Source organism: Metallosphaera cuprina Ar-4, from assembly GCF_000204925.1.
Lineage (GTDB): Archaea > Thermoproteota > Thermoprotei_A > Sulfolobales > Sulfolobaceae > Metallosphaera > Metallosphaera cuprina.
This window is the reverse complement of sequence record NC_015435.1, coordinates 945,954-959,396: the sequence shown is the minus strand read 5'-3', so window position 1 is coordinate 959,396 and position 13,443 is coordinate 945,954. Positions and strand designations below refer to the sequence as shown.

Genomic DNA, 13,443 nt, shown 5'->3' with positions numbered 1-13,443 from the left:
ATTTTAAAACTTTTTTAAAAAACTATTTCATATCTTCAGTTTACGAAAGTGAGGACTCATCTCCAGCGTGAGGCTCCTTTAAAGTCTAAAGTTAAAATCACTTCTCCACCTCTTCGAACTCTTTGAAGCTCCTGTCCTCCCCTGTGGCTTCCTCCAGAGGTTTCCTCTTCGTTTCAGGGACTAAAACCAGCGTCGCGATTGCGGCAACGATCCCTAGGAACCCTCCCAAACCCACAGCTAGTCCCAAGCCGAAGTTAGATACTAGAAAAGGAAATATGGCAGAGTTAACTAAGGCACCTGTCCTGTCTATTGCCACCACCAATCCCGAACCTATCCCTCTAATCTTAGTCGGTATTAACTCCACGTTAAAGATCCCCGCAGCGCTAATGTTAGCGGGACCCAGGTTGTGAGTGAAATGGTAAAGCCCAAGAACTATCCCTCCTATCACAGCCAACGTGTCCCCCGAGGAACTCAATATGAAGCTCTTCAAGAGATAGAAGGCTATTAAGGACAGTCCCATCCCTAGGAAACCGATAGCCTCTAGAGGTTTTCTACCCCACCTATCGATCAGAGCTAGGTTCAAAAGGCCTCCCGGTATTGAGGCTAACACGGTCACGAGTAGACTGAAGAGCGCCAAGTTGGTTATCCCTATAGGTTTAGCAACCAAAGCTAGGGAGAACACTCCCCCTGGGTTGACCATGTGATCCAAAAACCAGAGTAGCCCAGCGAGGAAGATGAACCAGGAGTACCTCTTCATGAGTTCAAACCAAGGTGTTCTATCCCTCAGATCAGCGTTAACACTCACGTCAGAGTTTGTAACCTTCTTTATCACGTTCTTCAACTCCTCGTTATCACCCTTTATCCTAGCTAGGTATCTCGGTGACTCGGGCACCTTTCTCCTAAGGTATATTATCGAAGCTGGGATTATGGATCCTAATGCTAGAACTATCCTATAGCTGAGGTCTGTCGGCACGTTAAGGGAGTTCAATGCGAGGATCACAAGGGAGCTGGCTACGCTCCCTAGAGGGCCAGTGACTCCGACGGCGAAAGCTAGGAGCTTCCCTCTATCCCTGGCCTCGGCGAACTCACCTAAGACTATGGGGGACATTACGAAGTCCCCTCCTATCCCTATCCCGAATATGAACTGAGTGAGTATCATCTCAATCGCGTTGTTGGTAAGGGACCCCAAGATCGAACCTATTGACAATAGGAGCGCTTCGTAACCGTAAACCGCTTTCCTCCCCTTAAAGTTAGAGATGAACCCGAAGATGAGCGCTCCTATCACTGCGGCGTAGAGGGAGGAAGTTGCTAAAAGTACAAAAAGTATTCCACTAACGTGAAATATCTTTGAGAGGTTATCTATCTCTATTGCCACAAAAGTTGTGTTGTAACTTATAGTGAACATGCCGAGCGTTGTTATAAGAAGGCTATTGAGATGATAGACGTTGAATTTTGCCTCATCTAAAGGTTTGAAAACGTCTTTAAGGTTCATTTGTCCTGACATATCCTTAATTCCTAATAAAAATGATGAATATAGAAAATATTATCCTATTTATTACTATATAACTTACGTTCTCTATATAGTCCGAGTTAGGGCGACTTTCCCAATCTTGATGACCTTCTTTCGTCTAACTCGTGAACTCAAACCCTCTTCTAACTCTAGATCTTCTCCCTATCCTCAGAGGGCTTCTACTCAAACCAAGAGGGATCATGAAGGGCTCTCCCCTTTGGTAACTGAGGGACGATTTAACTCAAAGTTTCAAAAGGGATCTATTGAACTTGTGAAGCCTAAAAGAGAAGGTCTCTCCTAGAAAACACACGTCTTGATACTCTAAGGAGGTGAACGAAAATCCTAGACCTGCAGGGGGAAAGCTCTGGATTGATGTTAAAACGAATGGAGACTTTGAGACTAGTTTAATCTTCTTACAGTCTACCATGGCCAACAGACCTAACGTTCGCGTTGAGGAGGGAGTAAATCGAAAGTGAGGTGGTTCCTTAGGTCCCCCTTGATCTCCACGGTTACCTTCTTAACTAGACTTTACACCTTCTCAGATCAGCATGAAAGTTAGGACGTGAAACCTCTAAGGGACGCGTTGAAGTCTACGCCTTTAAACTAAATGCGAAAGGGCTCACGAGTTTACCGTGGGGAAAATTTCACACGAAGAAGGAGAGAAGGAACGCAATGAGTTCAATTACTACAATGAATGACGAACCGCCTTCACCTAGGAAAACCGTTCCTAAATATCCAAGGGATCAGCGCAACCCCAAGGTTGGAAATCGATGCACATCGAGGCGGCCAGACCCGATCTGGAGGGATCGTTAACGTATTCTTTCAATCCGGCCAAGGCGGTAGACCAATAGGCGTTCTCAAAGAAACCGTAAAGGAAGTAAGATAAGAGCAGGAACGTCAAGTTCACAGGATAGTTACTTTCAACCCCATGAAGGATTCTAAACGTGATTTCATTATGATTATATTAGCTTTCTTAAATAATAAAGTCAACGAGTCGCTCCTCACAACCTCATGACCTAATTTCCTAATGTTAGCCCTTCCGTTTTTTAAGACGCTCAGGGAATGGGCTGGCCTCACCCTTTCCTTCCCGAGAGGAGGAAAGGCTTATCTCTCCAATTTTAGCGCTCAAGAGATTAGTAAGACCCTCAAGTGAGTAAAGAAGCGAAATTCAAAGATTGAAAGCTAAGCTTATGAGCTATAGCTAACGAGATCTCAACTTGAACACGATATGAGTATCCTTACCTAATGTAAGGCAGTCAGGGAAAAACGGGACGTTAAAGTTTAACTAAGCGGTGAACAACCTCGTGAGAGCTGGGAACGAAAACGTTGAGATCCTCTAGGCCTTTGCCTAGTTACCCTCTTAAGGAGGGTTAGTTTAAACCTAGAGTGATGGATCGCAAGGGTCCACCCTATTGAAGTCATCAAAGTCTCGATCCGCCGTAATCACCTGGGCTCCCAGCCTCTCAGAGATTAAGAGGTGTAGAGCGTCGTAAGGGTTAAGCTCCATCTTTAAGCTCTCAACTACGTCCTCCTTTCTTATCTCTATCACCGAAATGGGTAAAGAGAGGATCGCATTTATCTCGTTCTTCACCTCATCTCTAGGAAACCTAAACTTCATCATTGAGTTACTAACCTCCAGCAACGTTAGGCTGTCGATGAAAGCCTCGATTTCCCTAGAGTATATCTTCTTTATAACTCTACTACAGCACCTTCCGTACCTCTTGTCCCCTATCTTGGCGTAAAAGAAAACGTTGCTGTCTATGAAGTACCTACCTTTCCGCAAGCTCATCAACTACTTCCGGTGGAACCTCTACCTCCTCCTCTTTTCCAATAAGCGTGGAGAGGGGATCCTTAACCTTCTTCACTTTCCTCCTTATGAGTATTTCGTTATCGTTGATCGGGATCACCTCCACGTCCTCCCCTGAGGTCAACCCTATCCTTCTCCTTGCCTCCTCAGGTATCGTAACCTGATATTTCTTTGTGACCTTCACCATAATGTAGTATACGTATACGTATTATTAAAGGTTTACGTCCTGAGCGAACGTAGGGTTTACACAGTATCTTTGCTAAATCTGGTGAGCTCACGAAATCGCTACGCCTTACCCTTGCACCCTCAACGGGACGGGAGTTTGTTAAGCTACCTTTCACCTTTTCGTGAGTGAGGCCATGACTTTTGCTCTACTCTGAGGACTTGCCTTCTCTTCGTGAAGACGTAACGGAAGTGAAGTTTGATCAAGACGGATATTGAAAAGAGGAGGGGGACCTTCGATCTAAAGAGAGCTTAAATCTGACGTGAGCGTTCCGGCGAAATGAGTTTTGATCAGAAAGGTGGGGCGCGAGATGAGAGAACTAAGTCCTACCGTGAAGTTGTTCGCACTAGCTGAGTCACGCTCTAAATTCGCTTAGCTAGGTCTCCCTTTCGCTTCCCTTAGGCTCTCATCCCGGGATAGACATTAGGTTCCTAAGCTCCTAACTTAGAGGCGGCGCCGACTGGCCCTCCGGTCCCTGTGAGCCCAGCTCAGAGATGGTTAAAAACTCTCCGATATTTTTTTGGACACAATCATTGCGGAGAGTGTAACCATAGGTACTCCGATTCCTGGTTGCGTGTACTGTCCCACGTAGAATAGGTTCCTGAATCTCTTGTTCCTCATAGGCATCCTAAAGGGGCCAGTCTGATCCAAGGTGTGAGCTAGACCGAAAGAAGTACCTAGGTAGGCGTTATAGTCTTGAGAGAAGTCCTCCGGTCCGTAAGTCCTCATGTACTTTACCTCAAACTTACTTTCGCTCTTCACAGTTAGGTCCTTCAACGCCGCGTCCACCAGACTGCTCTCTTTCCTAAGTCCTGGAGCCACAGGTATCAGGATTACCAGGTCCTGCCCCATCAGCTTGTCGTCCGTCGCCCTCCTGTAGCTCACGTAATAGGACATGTTCTCAATAGAGGGGAGCCTCCTCTCCTCAATGGAGCTGAAGTGATCCCTCCAGTCTCCGTTTACAATTACGGTGTGATGAGGTAGGTTTACCTCACCCTTAACTCCCAAAAAGGCTAAAATCGAGGAGGGGGCGAGCTTCCTTTCGCTCCACTCTACGGTCGGTTCAGGTAGGAGATTGTCTGCGTAGTGATAGTCCATGTTGAACAAGAAGACGTCCCCTTCAATCCTCTCCTCCCCCGAGTAAACCGCGACAACTTTCTTGTCCTCAACTTTCACCTTATTAACTGGGGAGTTAAACTTGAACTCAACTCCCATCCTCCTGGCTAAGTTATAGAGTCTCTTAACGTATCCCTCAAAACCTCCCTCCGGGTAGTAAACGCCTTGAGCGAATATGGAGTAGTTTATCATAGCGTAGATCGCTGGGATCTTATATGGTGAACCTCCAAGGAAAACGGAGGAGAAGCCCATCGACTTCATCATTATCTCCTCCTTAAAGTACCTAGAGTTGAACCTGTCCAACGTCTCGAATATTGGGAACCTAGAGACGTTACTTAGGATATCCCTGTCCAGGAAGTCCAGAACCGTCATCTCCTTCCTGATGAACTTCTTGGAGAGCTCATACATAAATTTCGTATCCTCCAGGTACCTCTGAAGCTCCTCTCCCCTTTCATCCTTGTAGAACGTTATGGACTCTCCCTTCTCCCCCAACTTACCCTGATCTATCCTAACCTTCGGTTCGACCTTAATTACAGGGTGACCTTCCTCCCCAAGTGAGGAGAAGAAATCCTGAAATACCTCAGGCATGAGGTACCAAGAAGGTCCCATGTCGAACTTGAACTCCCCTTGTTGGAAGTACCTTGCCCTCCCTCCGGGCGTGTCGTTCTTCTCAACTACGACGACTTCGAACCCTCTCTTCTTCAGAAGGAGGGCCGAGGATATCCCTCCTATCCCTGCTCCCACTATAACTACTCTCATGATTTCACTTTGGGAACCTTATCTACACCTTTAATCACGAAGAGGAAACCCCAGTTTCCCTCGCCCTCAGCGTGGTGAACGTCATGAACTAAGATAAGGTCACGGAAGGGTCTGTGCCTCATTCCCCAAGACCTCAAGTGGAGATGCCTATCGTGGATTATCATGTCGTGGACAACGAAGTAGGCAGCACCATACATAGTCATCCCTATTGCTAAGCTCAAATAGTACAGGTCATGGTTCAGTATACCCTCAGCTAAAAGGAGGATCGCTACGCCGGCGAACAACAGGCCGAAAAGGTCGTTCTTCTCAAGCTCAGCCTGTCTTTCCTTATGATGGTCCTCATGAACGCTCCACATGAACCCGTGCATCACGTACTTGTGCATCAACCTAGCTATTATCTCCATGGAAAAGAACATCAGCAAGGCCAGACCTACGAACTGAAGATCTAGTACGCTCATCACGTTTAGATCACCTTCTGACGCATATTAAACCTTAGTTCAAACCTTTCTTTCAGACTAATAAAAGAGTGAGTTAAGCCGGTCCTTACACATTGTTTAATCCTATAAGAGATTCTTTAACATGGTTTAATTGAGGTCAGAACTCAACGAGATATTTAGGAAGGGAAGTACAACTTACTACAACAGCACTCTGTTCTTTCCACCTCACATTAGGGAGGACGTGACTAAGCTCTACGCGTTCGTGAGGGTCTTTGACGACCTAGTTGACAGCGTCCCTCAAAGGGTTCAGGAGTTCTACAACCTCAGGAGGCTATATGAGAGGCAGAGGGACGGAGAGGAGACCGGTAACGTAGTCCTATCTAGCTTCGTGGAGTTAATGAGAAGGAAGAACTTTGAAGAATCGTGGGTTGAAGCGTTCCTAGACTCTATGGAATCCGACATTTACAAGAAAGTGTACTACTCTCTCGATGAGACCCTCAAATACATGTACGGTTCTGCAGAAGTGATAGGTCTCTTCATGATGAGGGTCCTAGACCTGCCTGAGGAGTCCAGAAATTACGCGAGGATGTTAGGTAGGAGCATGCAATACCTAAACTTCATAAGGGACGTAAAGGAAGATCAGTACCTAGGTAGGACTTACCTTCCTAAGGATGAGATGGAGGAGTTCGGAGTGTCATCGCTTGAGTGCACCCCTCAGTTCTCAGAATTCATTAGGTTTCAGGTGAACAGGTACCTCTCCTTTGAGAGGGGGGCAGAGAGAGGATATAAGTACATCCCAAGGAGGTACTTAATACCTATAAAGACGGCGTCGGACATGTACAAGTGGACTGGAATGATGATCAAGGCCTACCCTTGTCTAGTGCTGAGTAGGAAGGTAAAGCCTAGAAGAAGTAGGATAGTGTCCTCAGTTTTTAAGAACTACATAGAGGTGTACTTGTGGACCCTATTTTCCAACCTAAGGTTGCCTATCTTGAGATAGACCTCATGATGTTTTTACCGACGTTAGTGCTCTCTCTGCTTTACGTAAGGAGAGATTACGTAGCTCTAATGAAGTCCATCGCTTTGGTCTCTCCTATCTACTTGATTTGGGATTACTTTGCAACTCTATATCACAGTTGGTCCTTCAACGAGAACTACGTGCTTGGCGTTTACGTGACTGACCTACCCATTGAGGAGGTCATGTTCTTTTTCGTCACACCTTTCGCCACGCTAATGATCTACGACTTCGTAACTAGGTTTGAGGACAGAGAGATCAGGTTCGTCCCTAAGGTTGCCCTCTCACTTAGCTTAACGTCCTTGATACTGGCATTGGTCACGGCTCGCCTTTCTTACACCTCAATAGATCTGATATACCTCTCATTCTCGCTTCTCATAACGTTCGTCTTGGACAGGAGGATGCTCTCCTCACTTAACTTCTGGAGGTTCATAGGTTTGAGTTACGTACCTTTCCTCGTGTTCGATTACCTTTTAACTTCACTACCAATTGTGGAGTACGGAAGGAGTATTACTAACGTTAGAGTCCTTACCATACCTATTGAGGACTTCGTTTACTCCTTCTCGATGCTCACTTTCTACACCCTTTTTTATAGGCGCTTCAAGAGGAGAGAGAGAGTTGAACAGCGATGAGATAGAGCGCCTATTTCAAGGTGACCTCCGGGACCTCTACTACCTCTACTCTAAGGTGAAGGGAGAGGAGGTCATCAAGTGGATGAAGGAGAGACCAAAACAGCAGGTGAGCTTTCATGAGGAGGGAGGGGATCAAGAGATCGTGGTGGTGATACCAACTGCGGACTCCAATGGAGATCTAGCTAGGAGAGCGAGAGAGGTCTACAGGAACGCTCACATAATATTTGTGGAGAGTAGAGGACCCTTCTTCAATTACGCTCACAGCGTTAACGAAGGGATTAAGAGGGCTAAGGAACTCAAACCGTCGTGGATTGTGGTCTCAAACGATGACGTCACGTACGCCGATTCCATAGCTAAGCTGAAGGATGAGCTGAGCGTTGTCTCTAACGCTGAACTCATTATGGCCTCTCCAGGTAAGTATCACACTTACCCAGTTCTGCTTGTTAAGGTGAAGGAAAGCTTCATTAAGGGTATGAGAGTGATGGGTCCTCTTCTCGCTCCTGCTGAAGTTTACGGGAAGGTACTTAGGCATAGGGAGAGGTTAGGGGTGGAGGTTATCACCGTGATAGAGAGTATGGTAGGTCCTTTCAAGCGTTTAGCAGGAGAAGTAGCGGCTAGGGTCATTAACGCGGGGAGCTTCATGATTTTGAAGCCTGAATCCAGGTTAATGGATGAGACGTTCATCAACTCTCACGAGGACTTAGTTTTTTCCTTGGTTTCAAAGAGTGAGATCGTAAATTATAAGGTGAGGGAGATGAGAGGGGCTAGTCTAGGTTTCGGAAGGCTTAGGTTCGCCAGAACGTTCGTTAATGAGATATACTTTAATCATCTAATTCGTTCAGGCTTGTTAAAAGGGAAAATGACATAGGAGTGATCTAGGAGACGTTAAGAGAAAAAGGTGAAATTATTGCTTATGACAGTTTAGAAAGAGGATCAAAAAAGTTTTCTACTCTTTTTACGTAAGTTGGAATTTTCGTTTTAGACAGGAGGTAGCGGTATCGGCGTACTTGACACCAAGTTATCTCCGAGGTTTACAGTAACAGTTTCAATTATAGATTGTGAAGGATTGGGCAGAGGCGTGTTGGGCTGTACGAGGAAGCTTATGTAATAGGTCCCTGGAGTTAGCGTATAGGTGGTTTGCGACGAAATCGGTTTTCCGTTCTGTATTATCTGGATCACGTAAGTTGAAGAGGATGAAGATATTATCAACCACATGTTGTTAATATATGAAGCTGTGGATGGACTTATGGTGACATTAGTGTATAGATTACCAGCTTTGTTAACATTCATCTTAACAGCATTGTAGAAATATGCATACGTCGAGTTGGTTACGTAAATGTTAGCTGTAAATGAGCTGTTACCTTGTGGGACAGTTGTGGAGATGTAATTATTGACGTTGCCGTTAGGTCCCACTGCCAAAGTTATGGGAGATTGAGTGGTGGAAACATTTATTGTACCCTGGTAGAAGTATATTACGTCTGCGCTCACGATGGGTAAGAGGAATGTTAAAAACAATAGCGGAACCAGAAGCTTTCTCTTGCCACGTAACAGAGAACTTAAGCTCATTTTGTTCATTAATTCCTCGAGAATTATCTATTTATAAAATTTTCTAAAAGTCAGAGCTGTCCTTTAGACGGCTTACGTGAGAGGTAATTACGCTAGCTACTAATTTCAAGGAAGGGACTAATACTAGGAAATTAGGTCATGAGGAGGGGCGACTCGTCAAGTTTGTTATTAAGAAAGTCAATGTAAGAAATATAAAATGACGAATATGATCCTTCATGGAGTTGAAAAAGTGATTTTAAACTATAAATTTTTAAGTCCGTTGTACAGAGAGAGGACCTAAAAGTTATCCTCATAGGAGTAAAAATTTTGTATAATTAAACGTTATGCTTAAATTCCAGAAATATATGTACTGCGGACCGCCATACGAATTGATCACACATAACGTGATGTTGGCCTCATAATTTCCTGGAGGTAGCCCTTTAATCATACTCCAAGATACGTTCACCGTGTAAAACGATTGATTAAGCGGAATACTGTAGGTATTATTAATTATAGTTCCGGATTTAACAAGGTAGACGTTCTGATTAAAGTTTTTACCTATTATTGACATCTGAATATTATTAAAAGTTAGGCGATTATTTATTGTATTTATTGAATAATACCTCGGAACAATGATCAACGTAGAAGGAGAATTTACGTTAAACGTTGAAGTATTTATTGTGAAATTTTGTTTAAGAGTAAGCGAAATTGTATAAATTGAAATGGATAGATTATTAGAGTATGATACATGTGAATTTGATGATATGCTATATATCGGAATCCGAATGAAATAGAATTGTAAATATACCAAGTAACCATTCGGGTAACCGTGCGGATTCAACACGCTTACTGTGCCTATCCTAAAGTCATTATGATAGAAGTATACGACGTTTGAGTGATACGTTGAAGGGAGTAGTACAGCGAGCAATAACAGAGCGATTGCAAACCTCTTAATCATAAATTAACTAAAGTCCGTTTAGCAAATCAAAAATATAACCTTAACGTTAGATGGGACTCTCCATATTGGTCTTCCGTCATATCGTTAAATAAACTTCCATCCTCAACGGCGCAGCTTCTTAAGTAAACCTGAATTTAGTGTGAGTTTAACCTTAAAGGTTAAGTGAACGCTTTTGTCAAAACCCTTTAACGGGACTGTCATACGTTATGAGGTGATTACGTCGGAACACGAACTGACTCAAACATTTCATCAAGACGGTTTAACCCAGGGTTCAAAATACGAGTTTACGTACGCTATACAAATTGTGAAATGACGTTCTTATCATTCTTAAGGTTAGGGAGGAAGAAGTGACTGCTTGGGCTAATTTGGTTGAAACGAAGCTAGGCATTGCTCCTCATTAAAGGTTAACCCTTGACCTTAAGCTCACCTTGAAGACCTGTTATCTCATATTATACGTGTTAAAAATCAGGTATCCAATCTAAATTGGATCAAATAAACCTGAAACTGAAAGCTAAAGATCTTATTTGTGATCTCCTCCATCAGATTTGTTGAGAACAGGAGCTCCTCCAGACTCTTGTCGTGTTTAACTCTTCAATATCGCTCAATGCAATATAGATTAAACGTGTAATTACTTGGGGGAGTGGTGTTTAGGGTGGAATAAAGTGAACTCACAATGTAATAAGCGTACCCAGCTCTCAGGTCCTTATCGAACGTCTCAGAACCGTTCACGTGCGTTACGTTGAACACTTCCTTTACGTAGTCTAACCCAGGAGGAAGGCTTTGATCTAAAAATTGAGCTGGCATCCTTACTACTATAGATGATAAGTTGCTATTTACTAAGCTTAAACCTCCAATTTTAACTAATGTGATGTTCACTGGGGTTGAAACCTTAAGGTAAAACGTTAGGGTGTAGTTATAGTAAGTGAAGTTCACAATCTGCGCGCTAATGATTACGTTAAGGTTCACAGGGCTTGAGAAGGAGATGTAAATTGGGTTTCCGTTCATGTATCCCTTTAACACCCCTAAAACCGTTACGGTCCCTAAGTTAACTATTGTCGTCGTTAGAGGAAATGAGACGTTAAACGTTAGTGAGCCTGTAGGACTCACGTTCACCGTTTGCCCCGTGTTATATATCTGAACGTATCCTCCAGTGACGCTCACGTTGTATCCCTCGTTCTTGACAGATATCGTCACCGTAACCTTACCATCGTTTATGACGGCCTCGGTGACCTCCGCGTAAGGAGGGGTAACTCTCCCGGGACTAACTGAGACTCTAGATGCCTCAACGGTTACGATCATTGATACTATTAGCATGATCAGAAGCGAAACGATAAATATCTTGAGTTGATCGTTCATTCATGACTAAGTTCGGTCTATAAAAATATAGTTTACTCATAGCTCTAAGGGGTTCGCTTAGCCAGGACTTCGCCAAGGTAACTAATTTGGTAGGCCCATAAACAACTATGTTACGTCTGACTAAGCTATATTTGAGACCTCGAGTTTAATCTTACTAAAGTCCTTGAAATGAGGAGAGTCGAGGTAAAGAGAACTTAATGCGGTTGTGTGCTTTAAGCCTGATCTTCAATGAAGAGATTATTTAATTAGAGCTGAGCTGGCGCTCGGTCTAACGTGTACAATTAAAGGTCTCCTCATAGTCGTCTTAAACTCAGCAGCTTCAATCAGTTAGGGATGAAAGAGAACTTAAATCGAGAACTTAAATCAATCCAACCTATGATGAGCCAACGCGTTGACATTAGTATTTAAAGCCTGAAATCCCCTATCGAGTTATGACCTCCCCGTTAAACTCGTTGTTCTCAATAGCGATAGCCAACCTCTTAACTATTGGGAGCTCAGTTTTACTATCTTGTCTGACAAGTAGCGAGAAAATTTTAGGTATGAAAGGGATAACCGCCTTTAGGTCAACGTTAAGTTCTCTAACTGCCTTAATGATCTTTGAAAAGTCCGCAGGTAAAGGAGGGACCATGTTAACTATCAGCGCTTTTACCCCACCTATCTTATCTAGATACTTTAACGTAGAAGCCAACGCTAAAACGTCAGATATCACAACGTTTATTATGTCTTGTGAGGGATCCTCTATAACTTTCAACAGGTCAGGGTCATCTATTATAACGTAATCGTATCCGCTCATCTTCCTCAGTTTATCTAGATCTCCTAGCTCCCTTCTTGCCTCTACGTCTTTCAATCGAAGGATCTCTATCAAACTTGATAGATGACCTAAATTGTCCAGATCGATAACTAGGACGTTCCCTCTCTCGCTCAGGTATTTAGCCATGAACGCGGCGACAGTGGACTTACCTACTCCTCCCTTCACGCTTGTGATCCTAATTATTTTACTCATAAAGCTCAGCTACTTCTCCTCTCTTAAGGCTTGATCTTTCAATCAATTTAATCATTGCCAGCTTTAGACCCTCTTCAACGGTTAAATACTGAACGTTCCTATCCTCATCGATGTGTAACGCTCCGTCCTCCCCCATTATTATTACCTCGCCTTGCGGGAAGAAGATAGACAAATCGTTAGGTAGTTCGGTCCTACTGTCAGCTTTCGTGATGATTAGTCCACTTGTTTTAATAGCTCTCTCCTCCACTTTGGCGTCTACCCCTAGGTTATCAACAAATAACGAAAGGCCCTTTATTAACTCGTTGTTTTTTAACTTAAAGTTCATCTTCTCTATGAGGGAAAGTCTCCTCACGGGTAACCATCTAGCCTTGGTTATGGCGTTTACCATTGAAAATCCTGCGCCTATAAAAAGGAGGAAGAGCGGGAGGTTATACGTTGATGATAAGGGAAAAGAGATGTAAAAGTAACCAGTTTCAGTAGGTAGCACTGAGTACCCATTGAAGTGTAGGTACCTCTCTTGAAAGATGAAGGAGTTAACGATCATAGCCACACCCAAAAGCGATGACGCTAAGGACAAGTAAAGGGAGTACCTAGTTGAGGTCCAGATAAAGGGTATTATTGCGGAGAGAGCAAAGAAAACTAAGGCAGTTATAGTTAGGGGCGAAATCAAGATGTAACTTTGGTTAAAGAGCACTGTTTTGAAACCTATGGGCGTGATGCTCAGGTCGTAATTTATGCCCTTAATCTGGAAAACAGGTAGGAAGAGCCAAAGGATCAGGCCGGCTAACGTAACAGCTCCGGACGTTATAACCTCCTCTACTACCGATTTCATCAGTTAGGATCTAATTTTAGCGTTTAAAAGGTTTAATCTCACCTCTGTAACTATCGCATCAATCACGTTGTGTTGCCCTTTGAGATCTTAAATATCGAGAGAGGAATTCCAGAATGAGAGTACTAGAACGGAGAACGATTTAGATCCTATCCGAAGGGCTAATTATGTTTCCCCCCGGGTTATTATCTGACATTGTTGATCTTCAACGAGAGTAACAGCTGTTAGGACATAAGAGGTCTTTTATCCTAAA

The 13,443-nt window shown here is 43.7% G+C and carries 15 protein-coding genes; 3 read left to right on the top strand and 12 right to left on the bottom strand.

Annotated features, from left to right (window positions below; genetic code table 11):
• Positions 1-97: 97 nt before the first annotated feature.
• From MCUP_RS05145 to MCUP_RS05115, 7 genes are all read right to left on the bottom strand, one after another.
• Positions 98-1,492, bottom strand: a complete 1,395-nt coding sequence (locus MCUP_RS05145; RefSeq protein WP_013737651.1) for an MFS transporter — start codon at positions 1,490-1,492, stop codon at positions 98-100.
• Positions 1,493-1,751: 259 nt separating this feature from the next.
• The gene (locus tag MCUP_RS09860) at positions 1,752-1,937 is read right to left on the bottom strand and encodes a hypothetical protein (RefSeq protein ID WP_013737650.1); all 186 of its coding nucleotides are present in this window, start codon (positions 1,935-1,937) and stop codon (positions 1,752-1,754) included.
• 300 nt (positions 1,938-2,237) lie between these two features.
• Complete coding sequence (locus tag MCUP_RS05135) at positions 2,238-2,417, bottom strand: hypothetical protein (RefSeq protein WP_013737649.1); 180 nt, start codon at positions 2,415-2,417, stop codon at positions 2,238-2,240.
• A 474-nt stretch (positions 2,418-2,891) separates the two neighbouring features.
• A complete protein-coding gene (locus MCUP_RS05130; RefSeq protein ID WP_237697966.1) occupies positions 2,892-3,299 on the bottom strand; it encodes a type II toxin-antitoxin system VapC family toxin in 408 nt (135 codons plus the stop codon).
• Positions 3,280-3,504, bottom strand: a complete 225-nt coding sequence (locus tag MCUP_RS05125) for an AbrB/MazE/SpoVT family DNA-binding domain-containing protein (RefSeq protein ID WP_013737645.1) — start codon at positions 3,502-3,504, stop codon at positions 3,280-3,282. The genes MCUP_RS05130 and MCUP_RS05125 overlap by 20 nt, the downstream gene beginning before the upstream one ends.
• 534 nt (positions 3,505-4,038) lie before the next feature.
• Positions 4,039-5,415, bottom strand: a complete 1,377-nt coding sequence (locus MCUP_RS05120; RefSeq protein ID WP_013737644.1) for a phytoene desaturase family protein — start codon at positions 5,413-5,415, stop codon at positions 4,039-4,041.
• Entirely contained in the window at positions 5,412-5,873 is a 462-nt protein-coding gene (locus tag MCUP_RS05115; protein ID WP_013737643.1) for a sterol desaturase family protein, read from the bottom strand. The genes MCUP_RS05120 and MCUP_RS05115 overlap by 4 nt, the downstream gene beginning before the upstream one ends.
• 130 nt (positions 5,874-6,003) lie before the next feature.
• Here MCUP_RS05115 and MCUP_RS05110 point away from each other — a divergent pair, with 130 nt between their 5' ends.
• Genes MCUP_RS05110 through MCUP_RS05100 form a run of 3 tightly spaced genes read left to right on the top strand, consistent with a single transcriptional unit; the run spans position 6,004 to position 8,367 of the window.
• Positions 6,004-6,852: a phytoene/squalene synthase family protein gene (locus MCUP_RS05110; RefSeq protein ID WP_013737642.1), complete on the top strand. Its 849-nt coding sequence runs from the start codon at positions 6,004-6,006 to the stop codon at positions 6,850-6,852.
• Positions 6,853-6,857: 5 nt separating this feature from the next.
• The gene (locus MCUP_RS05105; RefSeq protein WP_013737641.1) at positions 6,858-7,499 is read left to right on the top strand and encodes a lycopene cyclase domain-containing protein; all 642 of its coding nucleotides are present in this window, start codon (positions 6,858-6,860) and stop codon (positions 7,497-7,499) included.
• Complete coding sequence (locus MCUP_RS05100) at positions 7,486-8,367, top strand: hypothetical protein (protein ID WP_013737640.1); 882 nt, start codon at positions 7,486-7,488, stop codon at positions 8,365-8,367. The genes MCUP_RS05105 and MCUP_RS05100 overlap by 14 nt, the downstream gene beginning before the upstream one ends.
• 110 nt (positions 8,368-8,477) lie before the next feature.
• On the opposite strand, the gene MCUP_RS05095 is transcribed toward MCUP_RS05100, so the two are convergent.
• The 5 genes from MCUP_RS05095 to MCUP_RS09760 form a co-directional block, all read right to left on the bottom strand.
• Complete coding sequence (locus MCUP_RS05095) at positions 8,478-9,074, bottom strand: hypothetical protein (RefSeq protein WP_048057502.1); 597 nt, start codon at positions 9,072-9,074, stop codon at positions 8,478-8,480.
• Between the two features lie 280 nt (positions 9,075-9,354).
• Positions 9,355-9,615, bottom strand: coding sequence for a hypothetical protein (locus MCUP_RS05090; protein ID WP_048057501.1), 261 nt, complete (start codon positions 9,613-9,615; stop codon positions 9,355-9,357).
• Between the two features lie 978 nt (positions 9,616-10,593).
• Positions 10,594-11,358, bottom strand: a complete 765-nt coding sequence (locus MCUP_RS05085) for a hypothetical protein (protein ID WP_013737637.1) — start codon at positions 11,356-11,358, stop codon at positions 10,594-10,596.
• Between the two features lie 421 nt (positions 11,359-11,779).
• The gene (locus MCUP_RS09765; protein WP_013737636.1) at positions 11,780-12,361 is read right to left on the bottom strand and encodes a ParA family protein; all 582 of its coding nucleotides are present in this window, start codon (positions 12,359-12,361) and stop codon (positions 11,780-11,782) included.
• Positions 12,354-13,193, bottom strand: a complete 840-nt coding sequence (locus tag MCUP_RS09760; protein WP_013737635.1) for a hypothetical protein — start codon at positions 13,191-13,193, stop codon at positions 12,354-12,356. The genes MCUP_RS09765 and MCUP_RS09760 overlap by 8 nt, the downstream gene beginning before the upstream one ends.
• Positions 13,194-13,443 lie beyond the last annotated feature (250 nt).